The organism is Candidatus Omnitrophota bacterium, assembly GCA_041653595.1.
GTDB lineage: Bacteria > Omnitrophota > Gorgyraeia > Pluralincolimonadales > Pluralincolimonadaceae > Pluralincolimonas.
The window spans coordinates 1-21,243 of sequence record JBAZFB010000013.1; the positions used below are offsets into that span (position 1 = coordinate 1).

The 21,243-nt window shown below is 48.8% G+C and carries 21 protein-coding genes; all 21 read right to left on the reverse strand.

Translation table 11 applies throughout. The annotated features are described in order from the left end of the window. Positions 1-1,084 (reverse strand): hypothetical protein (locus WC317_05835; protein MFA5339645.1); only part of this gene is annotated, 1,084 nt, incomplete at its 3' end. Between the two features lie 114 nt (positions 1,085-1,198). After that, complete coding sequence (locus WC317_05840; GenBank protein ID MFA5339646.1) at positions 1,199-2,587, reverse strand: radical SAM protein; 1,389 nt, start codon at positions 2,585-2,587, stop codon at positions 1,199-1,201. 3 nt (positions 2,588-2,590) lie between these two features. Further along, on the reverse strand, positions 2,591-3,763 hold the full coding sequence (locus tag WC317_05845; GenBank protein ID MFA5339647.1) for an N-acetyl sugar amidotransferase: 1,173 nt from the start codon (positions 3,761-3,763) through the stop codon (positions 2,591-2,593). Between the two features lie 36 nt (positions 3,764-3,799). Beyond that, complete coding sequence (locus WC317_05850; GenBank protein ID MFA5339648.1) at positions 3,800-4,657, reverse strand: imidazole glycerol phosphate synthase cyclase subunit; 858 nt, start codon at positions 4,655-4,657, stop codon at positions 3,800-3,802. Continuing rightward, the gene (locus WC317_05855; protein MFA5339649.1) at positions 4,654-5,367 is read right to left on the reverse strand and encodes an acylneuraminate cytidylyltransferase family protein; all 714 of its coding nucleotides are present in this window, start codon (positions 5,365-5,367) and stop codon (positions 4,654-4,656) included. The genes WC317_05850 and WC317_05855 overlap by 4 nt, the downstream gene beginning before the upstream one ends. An 8-nt stretch (positions 5,368-5,375) precedes the next feature. After that, positions 5,376-6,041, reverse strand: a complete 666-nt coding sequence (locus WC317_05860) for a PIG-L deacetylase family protein (protein ID MFA5339650.1) — start codon at positions 6,039-6,041, stop codon at positions 5,376-5,378. Between the two features lie 13 nt (positions 6,042-6,054). Beyond that, entirely contained in the window at positions 6,055-7,209 is a 1,155-nt protein-coding gene (neuC, locus tag WC317_05865; protein ID MFA5339651.1) for a UDP-N-acetylglucosamine 2-epimerase, read from the reverse strand. After that, positions 7,202-7,993, reverse strand: coding sequence for a methyltransferase domain-containing protein (locus tag WC317_05870; protein MFA5339652.1), 792 nt, complete (start codon positions 7,991-7,993; stop codon positions 7,202-7,204). The genes neuC and WC317_05870 overlap by 8 nt, the downstream gene beginning before the upstream one ends. Beyond that, positions 7,990-8,994, reverse strand: a complete 1,005-nt coding sequence (gene neuB, locus WC317_05875; protein ID MFA5339653.1) for an N-acetylneuraminate synthase — start codon at positions 8,992-8,994, stop codon at positions 7,990-7,992. The genes WC317_05870 and neuB overlap by 4 nt, the downstream gene beginning before the upstream one ends. Beyond that, positions 8,987-9,634: an acetyltransferase gene (locus WC317_05880; GenBank protein ID MFA5339654.1), complete on the reverse strand. Its 648-nt coding sequence runs from the start codon at positions 9,632-9,634 to the stop codon at positions 8,987-8,989. The genes neuB and WC317_05880 overlap by 8 nt, the downstream gene beginning before the upstream one ends. Before the next feature lie 7 nt (positions 9,635-9,641). Beyond that, the gene (locus WC317_05885; protein ID MFA5339655.1) at positions 9,642-10,703 is read right to left on the reverse strand and encodes a nucleotidyltransferase family protein; all 1,062 of its coding nucleotides are present in this window, start codon (positions 10,701-10,703) and stop codon (positions 9,642-9,644) included. A 1-nt stretch (position 10,704) separates the two neighbouring features. Beyond that, positions 10,705-11,871, reverse strand: coding sequence for a LegC family aminotransferase (locus WC317_05890; GenBank protein MFA5339656.1), 1,167 nt, complete (start codon positions 11,869-11,871; stop codon positions 10,705-10,707). Between the two features lie 2 nt (positions 11,872-11,873). Continuing rightward, positions 11,874-12,854, reverse strand: coding sequence for an NAD-dependent 4,6-dehydratase LegB (locus WC317_05895; protein MFA5339657.1), 981 nt, complete (start codon positions 12,852-12,854; stop codon positions 11,874-11,876). A 94-nt stretch (positions 12,855-12,948) separates the two neighbouring features. Then, positions 12,949-13,458, reverse strand: a complete 510-nt coding sequence (locus WC317_05900) for a UpxY family transcription antiterminator (GenBank protein MFA5339658.1) — start codon at positions 13,456-13,458, stop codon at positions 12,949-12,951. 3 nt (positions 13,459-13,461) lie between these two features. Beyond that, positions 13,462-14,073, reverse strand: coding sequence for a winged helix-turn-helix transcriptional regulator (locus WC317_05905; GenBank protein ID MFA5339659.1), 612 nt, complete (start codon positions 14,071-14,073; stop codon positions 13,462-13,464). Positions 14,074-14,182: 109 nt separating this feature from the next. Further along, positions 14,183-15,067, reverse strand: a complete 885-nt coding sequence (locus WC317_05910; protein MFA5339660.1) for a class I SAM-dependent methyltransferase — start codon at positions 15,065-15,067, stop codon at positions 14,183-14,185. A 17-nt stretch (positions 15,068-15,084) separates the two neighbouring features. Then, the gene (locus WC317_05915) at positions 15,085-16,581 is read right to left on the reverse strand and encodes a radical SAM protein (GenBank protein ID MFA5339661.1); all 1,497 of its coding nucleotides are present in this window, start codon (positions 16,579-16,581) and stop codon (positions 15,085-15,087) included. Beyond that, entirely contained in the window at positions 16,578-17,216 is a 639-nt protein-coding gene (locus tag WC317_05920; protein MFA5339662.1) for a class I SAM-dependent methyltransferase, read from the reverse strand. The genes WC317_05915 and WC317_05920 overlap by 4 nt, the downstream gene beginning before the upstream one ends. Positions 17,217-17,218: 2 nt before the next feature. Next, positions 17,219-18,493: an O-antigen ligase family protein gene (locus tag WC317_05925; GenBank protein MFA5339663.1), complete on the reverse strand. Its 1,275-nt coding sequence runs from the start codon at positions 18,491-18,493 to the stop codon at positions 17,219-17,221. Further along, entirely contained in the window at positions 18,480-20,342 is a 1,863-nt protein-coding gene (asnB, locus tag WC317_05930; protein MFA5339664.1) for an asparagine synthase (glutamine-hydrolyzing), read from the reverse strand. Before asnB ends, WC317_05925 begins: the two co-directional genes overlap by 14 nt. A gap of 7 nt (positions 20,343-20,349) precedes the next feature. Then, a complete protein-coding gene (locus tag WC317_05935) occupies positions 20,350-21,231 on the reverse strand; it encodes a glycosyltransferase family 2 protein (GenBank protein ID MFA5339665.1) in 882 nt (293 codons plus the stop codon). Positions 21,232-21,243: the final 12 nt, after the last annotated feature.

Sequence of the window (21,243 nt, forward strand, 5' to 3'; positions counted from 1 at the left end):
CTATTCCGCTCAGGTCATCTTCATCTTTATCAATCCACAATCCCGAAGGAAGCCAGTAATCGCAGATGCCGTCTTCCACCGGCAAAAATTTTTCGAATATTCTGCCCCATTCAAAAAATACGTGGAACGGAAAGAGGTGCGAGGGTTTCATCCGGCAGAGATAGCTAGACCAATGGAACCCCATCATAATGCCTCCCGCCGATTCAACAGCCGCCGCCTGCGCTTCCTGCTTCCAGGACCACTCCTGATACTGTATAAGTATCTTGACCTTAAATTTCTTGAAATACGCGGCATAGGCCGATCTCCAAAAAGCGTATTCAAAATCGAATATTTTCAACCAAAATGGCCGGGTGTCCCGCTTGAACAGATCTTTGGCAAGCGCCGTCAGCATCGGGATGCTGATATTTGACGCTATTGACCCTAGGTGGGCGTCGACCCACAGCGCTCCGCTTTTTTCTATTTCACCGGTTATTTCATCCCGGACAGGGGTATCGCCTCTGTCCAAATAATGGACGATGTTGAAAAAAGTATTATTTATATTATTTTTCCAAAAAGCAAAATCAATACTGCTCTCTTGGTCGTATTCTATCCATACGGACGGCCTTATATCTGTGATATTTGACCTTGGCCGGACGGGTATCAGTTTTGACGTTACGACGTTTTTCACCAAACTTAATATCGTCTTTACGTCCCGCATATATCCAGCCAAGCCCAAAGACTCTTTGACTATAAAAGTTCTTTCCTCGTAAAGCCGGCATAGCATTTTATTCATAGGATGCCGCTCAAACCTTATGGCATGGGCATTGTCCTTCATCGTCTTTGCTCTCGTCCTGGCAACGACCGCAAATGCCGCTTTGTCGGACATCATCGTCGATATATAGCAGCTTATAGCATTCTTTAGCCTTAAAGGCCTGCCGCCAGCATAGGCCTCTAGGGATCTCTCGCATAGCAAAAGCGTATCTTCGTTTGCGTCATATGCCAGCGTCTGCCCGTCAGGGCCTTCCTTTTCCAGGGACAAGCTAAAGGGGAATACGTTAAGGCGGGCCTTGCGCCGTTTAATAAAAGCGATCATCTTCCGGGCCATAACGGATTCCGAGCGTTCGCCATAATATATAACATGATTAGAAAAAGGCTGTAAGAAGATTGCCGCGGCCACATCCAGGGCACATAGTTTTTCCACCCAGATCACTCTCATCTTCTAACTCTGGCGGAAGCCCCGAAAATCTCTATTTTTGTTAAAGTAGAGGTCTTTAGCCTCTTCGATCATTTTGTGTTCTCTATTATGACAATAATTTTCCAGCAAGCGTTTATTCGCTTCATATAGCGCTTCGTAATATTCGTCGTCGGTCATATCGGTGAAGTTAACCGCCAACAAGTCGGAATTTACGTGTTTGTTTTCATAAAAATCTTCACAATCCCTAAGCAATCCCTTTTTGATCGCGTGGTAATACAGCGGGGACCCGGGATACGGCGTAACCGGACGGATCGTGCGCAATTGAGCGCCATTATCATATTTCAATAAAAATTCAACCCCTTTATCCAATGTTTCCTTATTTTCGCCGATATTGCCGAATATTATGTTGAAACCCTGGGATATCCCGGATTTTGAGGTAGCCTCGATGCCTTTTACAATAAGCTCGGCAGTCAATCCTTTTTTCATATTCTTTAAGACCAGGTCATCCATAGACTCAATACCGTAGTTTATGAATGTACAACCGCTTTTTTTCATTATTTTTAATACTTCCGGTTTGGCATAGTTCAACCTGCCGTTACAATCCCAGCGGATATTTAATTTTGCCTTCAGGAACGCTTCGCATAAACTAATCGTCCTTTCGATCGAAGACATCAATAGCTCATCCCCAAAGGTGATGTAAGTTATGCCGAAATCGCGCTTCAGCAGGCTTATCTCATCAACTATGCATTCGTTGCGCCTGGCGCGGAATCCCTTGTCCATTCTGTAGCAAAAATTACATTGAAAAGTGCAGCCCCTGCTTGACAAAACAGTCATGACGAAATCGCTGTTATTGACATGCGGCATCCTGAAAAGCCGGTAATAACTGATAGGGAACAAACGGTACGCGGGGAATGGTATGGTGTCTATGTCCTTTATCGGGTCTCTTCGCTCATTGACCTGCACTTCGTCCCCAGACCTGAAAGCTATTCCCTTGATGCCGGACAACGACTTTCTATTCGCCAGGGCGTCCAAGAGCTCAATAACAGTTATTTCGCCTTCCCCGATCACTGCCGCGTCGGCCTTCGTCTTTTTTAAGAAAAATTCCGGTTCCGGAGACGGACCGTGCCCCCCGATTATGAAAAATGGCCGGTTTTTAGCTTTATTTATGGCGGCGGATATCTTCAGCAGTTTTCGGTACTGGTAGTATCCCCCGACTACGCTCACGCCGATAACGTCAAATTTGTCTTTATCCAGTTTCCCGGTAAGATGCTCTTCGGGGTAATGATGCACGTCCTGGCTGTATATTTCGACTTCGTGTCCGTTTTTCAGGAGGATAGCGGCTACATAAGCAAGCCCTTGCGGAAACCAGTGTATATAAGAATCGTTATCGTAAACTACCAATAAGATCTTCACGATTTACTTCTCATCCATCCAAACTGCGTGCTTTAATTTCCATTCGCCGCCAGTTTTTTCCCAAATATGCGGGGATCGCCAGCTATCGATCACCTCCCAAAAATGCTTCTCGCTGATATCGCAGTACTTTAAGAAAATATCAAAGTATCTCTGGGGAAATTCCCCGTCAAATTTCTTTACAAGTTCTACCCCCTCTTCCCTTGTGAGGTGTTCATCGCGGATCTCATGCGCAGAATCTGACGTCGCCCTGCCGATCCCGAATTTGATAAACGCAAGGTAATAATGGTACCCGTCTATCTTGTCATCGAGAGAAGCGTATTTGGAATAAGTCCCCTCATTCCTTACGGGATTAGGGGTAAAACCGGTGTTTTCCACGCAATAATAAAAATTCTCCTGCGGTATCCACTTATGATAATAGCCGTAGAAGTGGATTTCCGCGCCTAACGCGTCTAACTCTTTATGCGGCGGAGTCATATACGGCACCAGGTCTTTTTCCTCTATGCCCAGGCTTATCAGGTCCTCAGGGCCAAGGCCTGAGAAATAATGTTTCTTCTGGTCGCCTTTGTAATCCCTGGTAGGTTTAAAAGCGTTTTTCATATCCCCGCCGTACTCCACCTCCCCGTTTTCGCCGTACATTATGAGGGGGATTTGATGTTTTACCGCGATCTGTAAAGGAAAGTTAACCTGGCCATAGATAAATGGCTGAAACGGGTCACCTAGTATCTCAAATGATAATTTAGTCAGTTTCCGGTGTATTATCCCGTTAGGAGTGCCTAAAATATTATCCACCCCTCCGACATGTACCATAGACTGTAAATTCTTGAAGCCGATATCCGTGTAAAGATGCGGCGCCCAGGTAACCGTCAACACATTCATCCCGTATTTGTGTTTTAGCTCGTGCGCGATCCGCGCGCTGTCTTTGCCTCCGCTGGAAGGGACCAGGACCTCATATCCGCCGTCTTTTCTTTTGAATCTCTTCAATAGCTTCAACAGCTCATTTTCCCGCTCTTTCCAGTCAAAGTGCTGTTTTTTGTATTCTGCAAACTGGCAGGCGGAACAGATACTATCAGCGTTGAAAGTGATCCGCGGCCTTTGGTTAGAGATCGTGCATTTCTTGCAGAATTTAACTTCCGCGGGCAGACTATACCGTTTTAGGACATCCTTCTTCTCAACCATTCCCTCTCCCCTTGCAGATAATCTCTTTATTCATCATCATAGTAAGACCTGGCGGCAATTCAGGTTATTTAAAGTGAGCGAATCCTTGATTTCTGCCAAACCAGCCGGCTGGATCATCTTAGATACATTCCCGCTTTTAATAAAATCAAGATTCCCTTCCTCATAGTCAGCGGATTCTACTTCGAATCTTTTGATAAAATCGTAATGCAGAATGGAAGAAATAGCGACCGCGCTCGCTCCTGTTTTCGAGAGAACTTCGCATATATGCTCCGTTCTCCCCGCTCCCCCGTGCGCGATTACAGGGATCAAGACCGCGTCAGCTACCATCCTGGTCAATTCAATGTCAAACCCCCGGCCGGTACCCTCCCTGTCTACCGAAGTCAACATGATCTCTCCTGCCCCTAATTGCTCGGCCTGTTTGGCCCATCCCAGCACTTCTACGCCTGTATATTCTCTGCCGTTATCGGTATACGCTAAATAGCTCCCGTCCGGCTGTTTTATCGCTTCAATAGCGACCACGATCGTCGATGACCCGAATCTTCTCGACGCTTCGCTGATGATCTTCGGATTTTTTAAAGCCGCGGTATTCAAAGCAACCTTATCCGCGCCAACGCGCAAAACATCGCGGATATCATCCAACGTCCTTAATCCGCCTCCTACGGTTAAGGGTATGAAGATATCCCGCGCGGTTTTCTCGATTATCGCGTGGATGCTGTTACGGTTATACAGGCTCGCGACCACGTCCATATAGAGCAGTTCATCCGCTCCGTTCTCGTAATAATACCGCGCAAACTTCTCGGGTTTCCCGAGAACGCGCAGCCCCTCCAGATGAATACCCTTTACGAGGTTAGGGCCTTTAATATCCAATCTGGGGATGATGCGTGTATATTTCAACGTATTAGCTCTTTGCGTTTGCTCATCAGCAATTCTGCCAGCTCAAAATCCAGAGGAGTATCTATATCTACTGACCTTTCCAGGGGCATAATATAGGGATACGTAGGCTTTCCGTAAACATCCCTGCTCTTCTTCAAAAACACAACGGAGGCGAGATAAAGGGCGCCGTTTACACGGTAATAAACCGGAAGTTTCTGCCTGTTTTTATTACGGACATTTTTTGCTATAAAGTTGCCCATCAACCCGTCACTTGACATCCGGTTTATCCAATAAGGATGACACTCAGTCGGACAGATAGAAACGACGGACTGGGCATTCTTCCGGAACAAAAGCCTTATTGCCGCGTCTATATCCTCTGAATTTCTTAATGGGGATGTCGGCTGCAAAAGCATGATAAAGTCGAATTTGCGCCCTTTTCTTTCCAGGGAATTCAGCGCATGGATCAATACGTCGACGATTATAGCCGAAGATGCCGCGAGGTCTTTCGGCCTCATAAACGGCACCTCAGCTCCATACTTTCTTGCGACGGAAGCAATCTCCTCTAATTCCGTGCTTACGACTACTTTATCGATATACCGGCTCGCCAATGCCTGCTCTATCGACCAGGCGATCAAAGGTTTCCCTGACAGCATCTTGATATTTTTCCCCGGCAAACCCTTGCTTCCCCCGCGGGCCGGAATTAACGCCAGGATCTTCTTGTTTTTGTACATATTCTTCTCTACCAGATTTCCTTTAATATCATAAACGCCTCTGCGTATTTAACTCCCGCAGAAGCGCCACGGAACAGAGCCAAAGCCTCGATATTCTTTTCGCTCCTCGGGAAAGGGTGCCTTTTCATTTCGCCTTTGTAAATACGCATGATCCCGATTTTTTTCTTAAGCTGCCCGGAGATGTCCGAAAAACTGTTCGGAAGGAAACCTTTCCCTTTTAAAGGAAGCTGGAATTCGGTCTCGGAAAGCACTTCATACATCAGGATCTTTTTTACCGAAGGCGCTCGGAATGATTTCACCGCGCTTTGCACGGCCTCAAAAGCGACCTGATGGTCGGAATGCGCATCGTAGCGGTACGGAGCGTAAACCCAGGCCGGGGAAAGGGCCAGAATTGCGCCATGCACCGCTTTTACCAGCTTGGAACGCGCCATCGTATCAAGCCCGGTAGTCGGGAAATCAAGTTTTATCACCTTTGAAAAACCGTATTTCTTAGCAACAGCGGAAATCTCGCGCTGCCGGGAAACCACCCTGTTTTTCGGGTAACCGCCTGCCTCGGAAACATTAGTCAAAATCAGCCAAAATACCTTGTCTTTCCCGGCAAGATGTTTTAAAAGCGTCCCGCCGCAGCCTAAAGTTTCGTCATCGGGATGGGGAGATACCACTAAAATGTTCATGATTTACCTCTTATTAATAAGTCATTCTTTTCTGCAGTAAACATTTTCCCGGCGTCACCCTTTCAAGCGCGTCAGCGATCTTTATAGCGGCCCTGCCGCTGCCGTAAGGATTGCGGCAATTTCTTACCTTCCTTAAGAAGGCCTTATCGGAAACGGCTTTGCGTAACGCCATTAGGATCGCCGTCTTTTTGTAAGGCACATCTATCACGTTCCCTGACCTGAGCCTTCCCTGCTGACGGCTTCCGATATTTATACAGGGCACCTTGAAGACAGGCGTTTCCATTATGCCGCTGCTGGAATTTCCGGCCACCGCCGAGGCGATCCTTAAGATCCCGAAATAGTTCTTCCACCCCAGGCTTTTTCTTATCCTGAAGTGCGGTACCCTGGCATATTCCTTTATCGCCTTGATCATCCGGTCGCTGCCCGCATCATTGCAAGGATAGGTGATGATCGTCTGGCAGCCGAATTCTTTCAAGGCATCCAGGCTTTCCTTGATCTGGCTATAAGCGAGCTCGCTCTCGGTGGTCACCGGATGCTGGGTGAAGACTATCACCGCCCTATCGGGATCGATCTTAAGATCACGGGCCAGTTCCTTCGGTTTAGCGTATTCGCCGGATAAAAAATTATCGATCGCCGTAGAGCCGACATTAAAAACCCTCCACTTTTCTTCCCCCAGGCCCAATACCCTAAGGTATGAATCCTGGTTAGAAACGAAGTGCAGGTGCGAAAGCTTGGTGATACTGTGCCTTACCGAATCATCGAGATTTCCGCCCTGGGAAAGATCGCCGCCGAAAAGATGAGCGATCGGAATGTTAGAGTAAAAAGCAGATATTGCCATCGCGTAAGTCTCGTAGCGGTCTCCGGCCAAAACAAGGATATCCGGCCGTATCCTGCCAAGCAGCCGCGCTCCACTTTTTACCAGTTCAGCAAAAACCGGAAGCACATTATCAGGCAAGTCTGATTGGGGTAATAAAACTTTCTTGACTTCTAACCTGTCAAAATATTCGATTTCGGAGTGCGTGTTACCGAATTTTTCCGACAAATGGCTGCCCGAGACGATCAGCTGGGTATTGAAACCGCGCCTCGATAAAAGTTCCTTAACCAAAGGCCGTAAAAGCCCGTATTCAGCGCGGTTGCCGGTAAAAAGCGCGATCTTTCTCTTATGCATTCTTCTTCCCATGGATCACTGCCATTTCCTTGGAAATATCCCAGGATTCAAGCCGGATTGAATTTAATTTTTCCCGGCTAGGATCGATACCGGTCTTTTCACAGGATTCTTTAAAAAGCAAGGTCGCTGTATAATAACGTATGAACTCGTTTTTGTCCGGAAATTTCAATTTGCTGGGGATGATCTCCTTCTTGGCCTGCCCGAAAACATCTTTTACGATGGGATAAAACTCCTTTTCAAGGCGGGCGGTCCTTTTGGCTGCCTTTTCATCCATAGAGTGGTTTAGGTTAAAAAGCTTCTTGTTGAATTCATATAGTTCTTTGGCGTTATTTTCTGTCGGGCCGATAAGGAAAACTTCGCCCCGTGGTTTTAAAACTTCTTTGACGTCTTTAATGATCGCTTCGGCGTCATCCGCGTAATAAATGGAAAATGCGGAAAGCGCGTAATCAAAGGTATTTTCAAGAAAAGGCAGTTTGTTGTTCATGTCCAACTGCAGCAGCAAAGGCGTAAAATCAGCGATTGCTTTCTGGGCCTGTAAAAGCAGCTCTCTTGACTTGTCGATACCGACTATTCCTCCCTTTCGATTAAGTTTTTTAAGATAGGCCGGAAACAAGTTCCCGTTCCCGCAGCCGATATCAAGGATCAGGCCGTCTTCCGCGGCCGGTAAATGGCGTTCCAGCCAATCTTCGAGGCTAAAACTGGAGAAACGCCTGTGAGCTTCTATCCTGACGCTTAAATTTTCCTGGCTTTCGCTATAACCGAGATTTTGAGCCGTTTTCGTCATAAGGTCACCAATTCGTCCTTTTTGAAATTCCTCTTAGCCGATTTGCCAAGTAACCGGTCATAAATCATGGGGGTTAACCCGTTACCCGGCCTTTTTACGGTTATATTCTCAACGGTGAATCTATCCCCTCTCGTTATGTCCTCGGCAGCTACAACGCTTTTCCTTGCGGCCGTTCTATTTTTTAATTCGGAGGGCATGGGCTTTTTTACCCCGTCACCGAGGGCCGTTTCTATATTGCGCACCGCCTTAACCATTGCCCTGAATTCATCCGGCTCAAGGGATGCCCTATGGTCAGGGCCGGGCGAGTTTTTATCCAAAGTAAAATGTTTTTCAATCACAGCCGCTCCTAACGCGGCTGCGGCGATAGGGACCTCGATGCCCTGCGTATGATCTGAATATCCCACTTTCACGCGGAATTTATTTTTGAGGGTAAGCATGGCGCGCAAATTCACTTCTTTCATAGGGGCGGGATATTCAGTAGTGCAATGCAGCACTGTAATATCTTCGAGTTTTGTCCCGGAACCTGTCAGGACTTCCAGGGCAAAACGCACTTCCCTTAAATCGGACATCCCCGTGGAAAGGATGACCCTCTTCTTGAGTTTTCCGATCTTTCTCAAATAAGGCGGATTGGTTATCTCCCCGGAAGGTATCTTGAATATCTTTAATCCGAGGTGAGCCAAGAAATCTATGCTCTTCAGGTCGAACGGCGAAGAGATAAAGGTTACTTTCTTCTTCCGGCAATACCGCAGTAATTCCTTATGGGCGTCGAGATCCAGCTCCAGTTTTTTTATCATCTCCAGCTGGCTCCCGCCCCCGCCGGTAGCTATCTTCTGATATCCGGCTTTAGGCGCGTATCTGGAAACCAGCGATTCCGCGCTGAACGTCTGGAATTTAACCGCGTCGGCGCCGGCAACTGCCGCCGCATCCACCATCCTCTTTGCGGTCTTAAGGGAGCCGTTATGGTTAACCCCGGCTTCGGCGATGATAAATATCTTATGCATTCGTTTTTTTCTCTTTACAAGGGTTACCGTAGGCGACCATGCCTTTGCGTATGTCCCCGGTGACTACGCTCCCTGCGCCGATGACTGTCCTTTCCCCGATCTTCACGTTCTGGATGACAATACTCCCGGTGCCAATATGGGAATGGCTGCCTATGCTCACGCCGCCGCTCAACACCGATCCGGGAGAAAGATGGACAAAATCGCCGATATTGCAGTCATGTTCGACGATAGCGCCTGTATTAAGGATGCAATTATCCCCTATTTGAGAGCCGGCATTAATGGTTACCCGTGGCCCAATGAAGTTACCTTCTCCCAGCAAAGCGTAGGAAGATACCAGCGCATGCGGGCTGATCAGGTTCGGGAATGTAAATCCGGATTTTTTCGCGAGGTTATACAGTTTAACACGCAAACGGGTGTCTCCTACACTGCCGACCGTAATAAAACAATACCTTACTCCTTTTTTGAAGAAACGCGGCAGATCGAGATCTGAACCGCTTACCGGCACATCTAAGATCCTGTCCCCGAGGCGTCCCTTTATATCGATTATCCCGGCGACTCCATACTCTTTTGTAGACAGCAGAAGGTCCAGGACTACCTTACAATGCCCTCCCGCGCCGATGAGCAATATTTTCTTATTCATATTCAAGTTAAGCCTTAAACTTTTTCAGCATCTCCTGTAAAGCCTCAAACTGCCCCATATCCAGCCACGATTTCTCTGAAACCGGATAGACCCCTATCTTTTCCTTTTTTTCGATATAGTCGCCTATAAGGTCGGTTATATTGTAAAACCGGTTCTTGGGTATATCATTAAGGACTGCCGCGTCCAGGATATACATGCCCGTATTCACCAGGAAATCGTATTCTGGTTTTTCCCTGATATCCCTCAGGACCCCGCCGTTCTCGATCTCACAGACGCCGTAAGGGATCGTAAAATTCTTCATTGAACTTACAAGCGTGATCTTGTTTTTCCTCTTTTTATGGAATCTCAGTATATCGGCGTAATCCGCCTCAATGAGGATATCGCAATTACTTACAAAAAACGTTTTCTTTATCCTGTTTTTCAGAAGGTGCAGGCTCCCGGCGGTGCCTAAGGGTTTGTTTTCCAGGATATAGTTAATTTTATATTTATGCTCAAAATCGCTGAAATATGCTTTGATCATGTTTGATTTATAATTCAAAGAGAGGTAAAAGTCTTCACACCCGTAACCGAAAAACCTGTCGATGATTATCTCGATGATCGGCTTATCGCCGATCGGCATCAATGGCTTAGGAAGGACTTTAGTGAACGGGTGAAGCCGCACCCCTTCTCCCCCCGCCATGATCACCACCGGAAGCTTTAAGGATTTAAAATTCTTCGGGTTGCTCTCAAAGAGATCGGTCCACCATAGGCAGGAAATGACTTTTTTTGTTCCATCGACTACCGGCAGGCATTCGACCTGCCGCTGAAGCATCAGGTTTTTCGCATCTTCCTTGGCGAACCCCTCCTTTAAGGTCAAAGGACGGCGGTTCATCGCGTTTACCAGGCTCTCGTTTAGGCTTTTTCCATTAAGTATCCATCTCCTGATATCGCCATCCGTGATCGTCCCCACGACCCTTTTGCGGTCGTCCACGACGATAAGCGTCTTCTCTCCCATGGCATCCATTTGCTTCAATGCCTGTTTGATGCTGCAATTGGGCCTTATTAATGTTTTCTTGAATCTTCCCGTCATATTAGTCACCTCTCCTTAAACCACGGATAGCTGAGGTTACCCGTTCTATTTGTTTTACGTTCAAATTTGTGCTGCACGGCAGGTTCAAGACTCGCTTCCAATACCGCGGCGCCTTTTCGATCTTATATGCCTGGTTCCTGAGATACGGCCTCTGGAGGTGGTTCAGGTACCAGATCGGCCTCGTCTGGATGCCCTTTGCCAGCAGATGCTTCATCGTCTTGTCCCTGTCCGCGCCGAATCCCTCCTTTTCGATGACCAGCGAATAAAACCAGTAATTCGGCGCTGTTCCTTCCGGGACCCCGAGTATCCCGATCCCCCTTACCCCCTTTAGTAACTTTTTATATGTTCCGTAATTGTCCTTCTTCACCCTGATGAAACCTTTTAACCGCCCAAGCTGCGCCAGGCCCATCGCGGCCTGTAAATTGGTCAGGCGGAAATTGTACCCGATCTCATTATGGAGATGCCTTATAGGATCGTCCTTAGCCTGTTCTGTCAAATATTTCGCTCTTTTCGCCAATAGCCCGTTACCGGTCACGATCATCCCTCCGCCGCCGGTGGTGATTATTTTATTCCCGTTAAACGAATAAACGCCGATGTCGGAAACGGTACCGGTGAATTTATTCTTATAAGCGCCTGAGGTGTAATATGCCCCGAGGCTTTCGGTCGCATCCTCGATAACTTTGAGGCGGTACTGCCTGGAGATCTTCATGAGCTCTTCCATATCGCAGGGGTTCCCGAAGACATGCACGGGGATGACCGCCTTGACGATCCTTCCTGTCTTTTTGTTTTTTAAGCCTGCTTTCGTAAGCGCGCATTCTTTCGCGCAAAACTCCCGTACTTTTCCGCAATCGATATTCAAATAATCGTCGCAGTCCATGAAGACCGGTTCCGCGCCGAGATATTTGACGGCGTTGACCGGCGCGATAAATGTGAGAGTCGGTACGATCACTTCGTCATTTTTCCCGACGCCGAGGAGGGTAAGCGCGATATGCAGGCCCGACGTGCCGTTCACGCAGGCGACCGCATGCTTAGCCTTTACGTAGCGGCAGACAGCATCCTCAAAAGCCTTTACAAAACCTCCCGAAGAAGATACCCAGTTAGTGTCGATGCACTTCTTGAGGTACCGTAATTCGCTTCCGCCCAGGTTTGGTACAGAAAGAGGGATCATTTTTATACGTTATAGATACCCGATTTATAGATATCTTTATTTCCCCTGAACCAGTCTATCGTCTTCATAAGGCCTTTTTCCAGGCTGTATTTCGGCGACCAGCCCAATAAGCGCCTGGCCTTGGCATTGTCGGCCAATAACCGCTCGACTTCGCTTTTTGCCGGCCTTTTCCTTTCCGGGGTCGAATCTATCTTTACGTCGCGGCCAAGGCAGAGAGATATCGTCCGGGCCAGGTCCCCTATCGAGATTTCCGAGTTGCTGCCGAGATTGATGATCTCGCCTATGGCCCTCCGGCATTCCCCTGCGCGTATGAACCCGTCGACCGTATCTTCTACGTATGTCAAATCGCGGGTCGGGGTCAGGGCCCCGAGCTTTATCTTTTTGCCCCCGTAAAGTATCTGCGTGATGATCGTGGGGATCACGGCCCGCGCCGATTGTCTTGGGCCGTAGGTATTGAACGGCCGGACGACCGCGACCGGAAGGTCGAACGAACGGTAAAATGAGAGGGCGAGAACGTCGGCAGCGGATTTAGTCGCCGCATACGGCGATTGGGGATTTATTGGGTGGTTTTCCGTGATCGGGACGAACTGCGCGGTCCCGTAGATCTCGCTTGTGGACGTGTGGACGATCTTTTTTACGTCCGAATCCTTCGCCGCCTGTAAGATATTCAGGGACCCCTTGATGTTAGTTTCAACGTATGCCTCCGGAGAATGGTATGAGTATGGGATCCCGATCAAAGCGGCAAGGTGAAAAACAATCTCGACATCGCGCATTGCATCCCGGACGATATCGGCATCCCGTATATCGCCGGAGATTATCTCTATGCGGTTTTTACACCGTGAGGACTCCAGCCACCCCCAGGAATTCCTCGAATTATAATGGACGAATGCTTTTACTTTATACCCGGAAGCGGATAATTTCTCGGTTAAATGGCTCCCGATAAAACCCCCTGCGCCCGTCACCAAAACTTTTTTCTTGGTCATCTCTTTGCTTTCTGAGGACAGAGCTTCGCCCCTTTGGTTACATCCCTGTAACTTTTACGCATGTTTTTTTGTTTTTTTAAAAATTGCCCTGCTTTTACAGCCTCTCTACCACGTTGTTGTCGACCTCGGCAGCCAACGACCTGCCGAGAAGGTCCACCGAAATGATCAGCGTCCCCTTCTTGTCGTTGAACTTCTCGAATATGCCGATAGCGCCCCTTAACGGCCCGTCAACCACGACGATCCGCTCGCCGACGTTCAGGTAAGGATGCGGCAGCGGGTCGATCCCCGATTCCACTATCTTTCTTACGTTATCGATCTGCTCTACGGGAATGGCCAGGGGCGCCGTTTTAGTCCCTAAAATATTGACTACGCCCTCCGTCTTCTTGACCTCAAGCCAATCCGTTGCCGTAGGAGAGCACTCGACAAAAAGATATCCCGGGAAAAGCGGCCTTGCCACCTTTATTTTCCTGTCTTTCCTCCTGCTCCATTTGAGGATAGTCGGATAGAAGGTCTTGATCGATCTCTTGTTCAGGAGGTAACTTACCTTGAACTCGTAGTTCGACCGCGTCCTTACCGCATACCAATTCTGGGCTATAGCTATCATATTTTATAAACCATGTACCGGTATTTTAGCCAACTCCTCGTCTGCGCTTATTCTCTTGAGGATCTTGTCTTTGTAACGCATGGAAGTTATTATTATTGCGTCGGGCTTAAGGCCCCCGATCGTTTCCGGCCCGCCTATTATGAAATTGAATTTCTTCGTGCCTTGTTTCGCCTTATCGTCGTCGACTATCCCCAAAAGCTCAATATTGGCCTCGTTTGATATCACAAACGCCACTTCCATGACGTCGCCGGCGCCGTAGAAAACCACCCGTTTTACGCCCTGTTTAGATATAAAGTCAAGCTTCTCGCTTAGATTTTTCTTGAGATTTATGTAATAGTGGACCGTATATTCAAGGAAATGATAGGTGAGCCTCGTTTTTTCGGAAAAACCTTCGGGGGTGAGAAAATATGATATACGCTTGTGGTTTATGCCTTTGACCTTGATGTAGCCCTTTTTGGCCATTTTTTTAAGGCAGGCATTCGTCACGCCCAGGGCTACGCCTAACCGCTCGGAAAGCTTCCTCTGGGAAGCGGTAGAATCCCTCGAAATCTCCTCAAGCAGCTGGAGATTCCTCATGTCCTCATTGGGCTTCAGGAAATTACTGTTATTTTCCATATGTGTCATAGGGTAATTGGGTTGCGGATAACGTTCTAATAATGAACGATACTATTTTACGCTATAACCTATGCTCTGTCAATAGGAAAACTTCGGCGCCGGAGGGAGGTTACGCCTTAGACGCTACTATGTATGAGACTAATTTTGCCAGTTCCCGGCTTGGGATATTCGCGTATCTTTTGCAAACCTTTATATCTTTCAACTCATTTAAGGCTGTTTCGTCGACCTCCGCCTTCTCGTAATCAATCTTAAACCCCGCCCTTTTGAAGACCTCGACATATTCAAAATGCCTTAAGCGGTTTTGATAATCCAGGCGGTCCAGCGATAAGACGGCCTCAAAGATATTCTCGTTAAACTTAAGGTAGTTCAGCCTTGGTATGCTGTTATCGTTATGCGCCCAATGGTCTGAATTGTCGATAATATGGCACATCTTCCCGTCGTCCTTCAGTATCCGGTTAAAGACCGCAAGCAAGCCCGGGATCGCGGCTTCGGGTACATGTTCCAGCGTTGCGCGCGATGTTATGATATCGACGGATTTATCCGGAAGGCCGGCTTCCGGGATATCGCACGGCGCCATATATTGCATATTAAAATTCCCCAGCATCTTCTCCAGAGCGACGCTTCTGTCGATCCCTAATTTTCTCTCGACCTCAGGGACGGGGATCTTCAGCCTGCCGGAGATCATGTGTTTGTATTCCCGGAGCCCTTCCACGGTCCCTATCATCGTCCTCCTGGTGATCAATCTCTCTACGTCCATAAGTATTATTTCTTTGCACCCTGAGAGGTAAAAAATGATGGGGATCACCGGCATCCATCCGGGACCGGCCTCCAGCAAGGTCCTTCCTTCTGTCTTACAGCCCGCGGAAAGCAACAACTCCGCTTGCCGTATCCCCTGCTCTACCGCTTCCGGGGCAACACGGCCGGGAAAAAGATCTCCCTTTAACTTCCTGATTTGCCTTGAAAACGGCAGGAAGCCCGATAAGGTATTCTTCAAAAACCTTAATTGCCATTTCATCTTTTTTTACGGGAGGCGAGCATGTCAAACTGTTGGCGGATATAGAAAAACGCATTCTTGGCAACGAGTGAAACCAGCGCTTGCCCGCCGCGCATGAGGCGCCGGAAATCTTCCGTTGTGTTCATAGACCTCAGGTTAGCCAGCCATATGCGGGGGGAACCGTAATATTCCAAAAAAGCGCGCTTGTACCAATATTTCATTCCCTCGATCCCGAAATTCGGGTTTATGTATACGGGGTTATCGAAATCGATGGATAAGAAATCGCTCCATTTGGCGTCCTGGCGCAAACCGCCGTCCGCCTTGCAGCGTTCATACAGGACTGTCCCCGGATACGGCACCGGCAGGTAAAACATCGCCATCTCCGCGTTTAACGTCTTGGCATAACGTATAGTGTTGCGGACCATCTCTTCCGTCTCGCCGGGCAGGCAGATAATGAAGCTGGTCACATACTTGAAGCCGGCCTTACGTATCCATTCCACGCCGCGGGTCTGTTTCTCGACGGTAGTGTTCTTTTGGACGATATCGAGCGACGCCTGGTTTCCCGATTCTATGCCCAGGACGATCTTCCTCCCTCCCGCTTTGTACATGGCGTCCAAAAGCTCCAGGTCGACGCTGTCGGCGCGCGTGTTGCATATCCATTTCAGGTCCAGTTTCGCCTTTATCATGAGGTCCATTAATTTCATTATATAAGCCCTGTTCATCGTAAATGTGGAATCCTGGAAATATATTCCTCGCGCGCCTTTCTCGTCTTTAAGGACCCTCAATTCCTCAATAACGCGTTCCGGCGTATAGCGCCGCGCTTTCTTACCCGAGATTATAGACGCCCCGCAATAAGTGCAGCAATAAGGACAGCCGCGCTGCGTTATGAACGGGTAACTGGGCAATGTCACATATTGGGACGGATGCGGGACATACCGTTTTAGGTCAATGTCGCTGTAAAGGCCCGGGGGCAGGCTATCGAGGTCGTCTATGAAGCCGCGCGGCGGATTAACGGCTATCCTCTTCCCGTCTCTATAAACCAGGCCCTTGATGCCCGACCGGTTGTTATCCCCCCCGGCCAAGGATAATATCAACTCCTCTAAAGTATTCTCTCCCTCCTGGCGGATTATGAAGTCTATCTCGGGGCACTGCTGCATGCTTAATTCCGGCATCGTCGTCACATGGATATTGCCCATGACAAGCTTGCAATCCGGCAGGACCTTCTTTACGAATGCTCCTGTCGCGAAAGCATAATCGGCCGTGGGGGTGTATACCGGCAACCCGACCACATCGTACCGGCCGCTGCGGAGGCGGGCGGCAAGGGACGCCTCGTTAAGGTCCTCCAGGATTGTATCGAGGAAATCGACATCGTAGCCGCGGTATTTAAGCCGGGTATATATCGAGATCATGCCCATCGGCGGCAGGTAGCCTTTTTGGCTTTTAACGCTGCCCCAGGCGGCTTTTGACGGGTATAACGGCTCCATCAATAAGATCTTAAGTTTTTTTGGGTTCATTTTTTCCATGCTACATAGAGCGCGTTCAAACACCATTGTGTCCAAAAATATTTCTTTTTAATATTTACGAAACCGGCGGCCTTAAGCCTCCCGGTGATCTCTGCGGCGGTAAGGTAATACTCCTCGTCGCCTGACATCCCCCTCTCCGAATCCACGTCGTGGTGCGTGCCGAAAATTTTATCGTACAGCATTACGACCTTGTGCACCAGGATCTCGGCCAGCGGGTCACCCATCGTGACGATAATATTGCCCCCGTCCTTCAGGCAACGGTGCGCCTCCCGCAACTCAACATCCCTTAACGGCCTGGGTATGTGGTTCAGGTTCGCGATAAAAGTGGCCGAATCGAAACTGCGGTCGTCAAAAGGGAAATGGGAAGCGTCTTTTATGACATTCTCTTCCGAAAGTCCCTCATACCGGTATACATCTATGCCTTTCCCGTTTCCTCCCAGGTACTCGACGATAAACCTGTTATTCCGGCCGCATCCTACGTCCAGGCAATATCCCCTTACCTCTTTCTTTACGTAGCTGAAACGTTCCGAAGCGAGCGAGGATAACCCCCATTTGTCTTCCTCGAATAGGGTGACCGCGCGCAGCGGAAAAGTCATGAAGTCCACGATCTCCCTGAAAGACGGCATCGTTATACCTTTATTTTAGGCCTGCCAATATACGCGTATGCGCCGTTCATACCCAAAAGGAACCAAAGGTAGCGCATCGGCAAAATATCTATGCTGAACCCCACCAGCAAGAAAGCTATTATCCCCGCCGCTATTATCCTTGTGTCGCCGGACTTCATGGCCAGCCCCATGTGGGAACCCAATAAAACCAATACGGCCAGAAGTCCCGCTATCCCCGTTTCCGCGGCCCAGCCAAAATACGTGGAGTGCGGGTCTTTCGTCCTCCATAAAGGGTCGTCCGGGTCGAATATAGACTCTCTCGCCTTATCCCAATCGAAGTAATCCGCCAGATTGCGGTTATACCTGCCCGGCCCCACCCCGAAAATCGGGTGGTCTTTCCACATCTTGAACCCGGCCTCCGACTGCAGGTAATATTCCGTGTTTTTCGTGGTCACCTTAAGCGGGTTAAGCTGCACCGGGAAGACCCAGATCACAACCGTCGCTAAAGCCAGCGCGGAATATAAAAGGGTGAAAAGGCTTGCGGAGATCTTTAATAGCGCGTATTTCCTGACAGGCGTTAACATGAACAAGCCCGCCGTGGCCAGTAAAAATACTCCCGACGCGGTCCTGCTTTTCGTCAGGGCGGCCGCCAATATGTGCAGGCACAGAAACGCAAGGTATATCCCGGACTTTTTGCCGTCCTTTATCGTCTTTCTTATAAGCAAAAGTATGACGGCTGTGCCTGTTATCAAATACGCGGCGAGCATGTTCGGGTTGTTGAATGTAGAGGTTATCCTCAAATCAAAATGGACCGCGCCTGGGAAAAATATCAATTCAGACTGCGGATTAAGCGTAGGCACGAGCGAGTTAGGCGCGCCTGTGGCGCAGGCAGCGGCATACCCCAGCAATCCCAATACGCATACGGACGCGCTTGTCCACGCCCACACCCGTAAATAATAGTACCAGTCGCTTTCGTCCCTGACCGAAATAACGATCGCGATATACATGACGCACAGGTATGCTATCCCCGAATATTCTACAAAATCTACCAACTGCGGTTTAGCCAGGAAAAGCGAGACGGCAAATGTCGTTAATAAGAAAACCAGGGAATGGAGGCTTGGGATCCCGCGTTTCAGGGATATCCCCCGTTTGACGGCCTGGTAAACGACCCAGAGGAACAAAAAGATGAACACTATTTCCGTATACTGTATCTTGCGCTGGAAATACGGGAGTGAGGGCATCTTTACGAACGGCATCAGCGCGATAAAAAGGCTTAACAGGATCTTAGTTATTACCACGGGAATTCCTCCACATGGCGAAAACTAATAAATTATACAGCTTGTAAGCGTTGTCTTCCTTCCCTGACACATGACTTGCATATAATGACCTTATGTAATCCGCGTCGAATTTTACCTCCGAGAGGCGGCATAATTTATCCGTTTCGTCGAATAACATGTCCCTGAAACCGCGCTCCTCTTTTAACCACTTTTTTAGCGGCATATTAAACCCTTCCTTCTTGCGGGAAGTGACGCAGGCGGGAAGGTCTTCGGCCAGTATCTTCCGCAATAATTTCTTGCTCTGGTGCCCGAAAACTTTTTCTATGAAAATATGGTCCAGGAGGGGGACCCTTGCCTCTACGGAATTAGCCATGCACATCCTGTCTACCTTCGTCAACATGTCGCTCGGCAGGTATGTATTCAGGTCGAGATATTTGTATTTGTAGACGCCTTTCAGCCTGTCCGATCTTTCGAAATACGGCCGGTAAAAATCATCGAGCCCGGACAGGGTTTTTTCGTTCGCGATCTCCGGCGATGCCAATTGCCGGATATCCCGGTCATCGAATATCCGCCTCCAATAAAGGTGCGAATAGGACGGTTCTAGGTCCGCAAACTTCACGAACCGCCTCAACTTTTCGTCGAGCCCTACTTTTTTGCCCGTTACGGGTAACAGGCCGGCTGCCCCGGAAGCGGCATTCTTGATAAATCCGGGGAGCATCCTGTAATACGGGGCTACGGCATCCGCGATATAAGTATCGTAACCGCCGAAGACCTCATCCCCTCCCTCGCCTGTCAGGACGACTTTAACGCGCTTATTGGCCATTTTGGCTAGGAAATGGACCCCTACCATCGAAGAATCGGCGAACGGCTCATCGAGCCCGGAAACGATCTCGGGAAATTCGCCGAGGAATCTTCCTCCGTCTATGATATCTACAAAATGCTCGGCGCCGTAGCGTTCGCTTACTATGCGGGCAAACCTGGTCTCATCATGCGAAGGTTCGGAAAACCCTACGGAGAAAGCGGGGATGTTATCCTGGTGCCGCGAAAAATGGCGCAATACAATACTGGAATCTATGCCTCCGCTGAGGAAGATGCCTATCGGGACATCGCCTATCAGGTGCGCCTTTACCGATTCATCTATTGCGGAATCAACCTCATCTTCCTTCTGTTGTTTTCCGCCCGGACGCGCCAACGCCGATGACCCGGCATCCCAATAGCGGCGCTCCTCTATCTTTCCTTCTTTATATACCAGATAATGGGCGGGCTGGAGGCATTTTACGCCTTCATAGATGGTGCGGGGTTGTACGACGTAGTTAAAGCTGAGATACATATAGAGGCTCTGCGCGTCTAATTTCAGGTCCGGTCCCCGGCAGGCCTCCAAAGAACGTATTTCTGAGGAAAAATATATCCCGTCATCTACCGGCATATAGACGAGAGGTTTTATGCCGAACCTGTCCCTAGCCAGTATCAGGCATTTTAAACGGTCGTCCCATATGCTTATGGCGAACATGCCCCTGACCTGGCCTAAAAAATCTACGCCCCATTCCTCGTAAGCATGCGCTATTACTTCAACGTCGCTTTTTGTATAAAATTTATGCCCTTTGCTTCTCAACCTTTCCGCGAGATCGTGAAAATTATATATCTCGGCATTTGCCGTCACCCAAATATCTTTATTTTCGTTATGGATCGGTTGGCTTCCGCCGCTCAGGTCCACTATGCTTAACCTCCTGACGGCCAGCCCCGCCCCATCCTTCAGGAAATAACCTTCTTCGTCGGGACCCCTGCGGACCATCGGCCCATTCATGGACATGAGCCTCTCCCGGGCGTCAAAATCCAGCTTCTTAACGGCGAATCCGCATATACCGCACATAAAATCCCTATTTATATTTCTCTAAGCGGAGGGAGGCGATCTGGTCGCAAATAATGCCCAAAAGCACGCTTAGGATGCCGGATATGACGATTATCAATGCTCCTATGGATAAACCCTGTTTTACCGTCACGAATTTGTAAGCGCCGTAAACGGCGCCTATAGTGAACAGGAATATGCCGATGGAAAAAAATATCCTTATCGGGTCGAAAAGCGCTATCAGCCTCAATATTAATACGATAATACGGCTGCCGTCCCTAAATTGCTTTACGTGGCTTACGCCAAGCCGCTTCCTTGCCATGATCCCGCAGAATTCGATAGAGAGCCCGCTCTTTATGAAAACGATCGTCGAGGTGACCGAGAATGAAAATTGGTCGGACAACAAACCCAGGTATTTTTCGATGACGCTTTTCCTCGTGGCCCTGAAACCGCAGTTGACGTCCTTGATCTTTGTATCGGCGATAAAATTCGTGACCCATTTCAAAACGAATTTCCCGAGGCTCCGGCTTTCCGCCAGCTCGCGCGCGTTCATCCTTTCGCCGATGACCATGTCGTTCCCCTCGTTCAATTTTTCGACCATTTTCTTTATATCGCCGGGGTTATGCTGGCCATCGCCGTCTAAAAAGACCAGAACCTCGTTGCGGGCATTCCTTATGCCGGTCTTCAGCGAAGCCCCGTAACCGAGGTTCTTTTTGTGCCTGATGACCCGCGCGCCCGAATCTTTCGCTATGAGCCCGCTGTTGTCGGTAGAAGCGTCGTCCACGACGATGATCTCGTCGATATCAACCTCTCCTTTTGACGCTGCGATCTCGCTTAAGACCCCTTTCAGGGCCTTCTCTTCGTTGTAGACCGGGATGATAACAGATATTTTGTCCGGATTTTTGTTCATCATGGTGGGTCCTTT

Bases quoted from the DNA above. Each gene is read 5' to 3' on its own strand.
- WC317_05845 (MFA5339647.1), bottom strand. From the start codon at position 3,763: ATGGTTGAGAAGAAGGATGTCCTAAAACGGTATAGTCTGCCCGCGGAA.
- WC317_05880 (MFA5339654.1), bottom strand. From the start codon at position 9,634: ATGAATAAGAAAATATTGCTCATCGGCGCGGGAGGGCATTGTAAGGTA.
- WC317_05860 (MFA5339650.1), bottom strand. From the start codon at position 6,041: ATGAACATTTTAGTGGTATCTCCCCATCCCGATGACGAAACTTTAGGC.
- WC317_05895 (MFA5339657.1), bottom strand. From the start codon at position 12,854: ATGACCAAGAAAAAAGTTTTGGTGACGGGCGCAGGGGGTTTTATCGGG.
- WC317_05870 (MFA5339652.1), bottom strand. From the start codon at position 7,993: ATGACGAAAACGGCTCAAAATCTCGGTTATAGCGAAAGCCAGGAAAAT.
- neuC (MFA5339651.1), bottom strand. From the start codon at position 7,209: ATGCATAAGAGAAAGATCGCGCTTTTTACCGGCAACCGCGCTGAATAC.
- WC317_05900 (MFA5339658.1), bottom strand. From the start codon at position 13,458: ATGATAGCTATAGCCCAGAATTGGTATGCGGTAAGGACGCGGTCGAAC.
- WC317_05935 (MFA5339665.1), bottom strand. From the start codon at position 21,231: ATGATGAACAAAAATCCGGACAAAATATCTGTTATCATCCCGGTCTAC.
- WC317_05905 (MFA5339659.1), bottom strand. From the start codon at position 14,073: ATGGAAAATAACAGTAATTTCCTGAAGCCCAATGAGGACATGAGGAAT.
- WC317_05885 (MFA5339655.1), bottom strand. From the start codon at position 10,703: ATGACGGGAAGATTCAAGAAAACATTAATAAGGCCCAATTGCAGCATC.
- asnB (MFA5339664.1), bottom strand. From the start codon at position 20,342: ATGTGCGGTATATGCGGATTCGCCGTTAAGAAGCTGGATTTTGACGCC.
- WC317_05890 (MFA5339656.1), bottom strand. From the start codon at position 11,871: ATGATCCCTCTTTCTGTACCAAACCTGGGCGGAAGCGAATTACGGTAC.
- WC317_05855 (MFA5339649.1), bottom strand. From the start codon at position 5,367: ATGTACAAAAACAAGAAGATCCTGGCGTTAATTCCGGCCCGCGGGGGA.
- WC317_05915 (MFA5339661.1), bottom strand. From the start codon at position 16,581: ATGAACCCAAAAAAACTTAAGATCTTATTGATGGAGCCGTTATACCCG.
- neuB (MFA5339653.1), bottom strand. From the start codon at position 8,994: ATGCATAAGATATTTATCATCGCCGAAGCCGGGGTTAACCATAACGGC.
- WC317_05920 (MFA5339662.1), bottom strand. From the start codon at position 17,216: ATGCCGTCTTTCAGGGAGATCGTGGACTTCATGACTTTTCCGCTGCGC.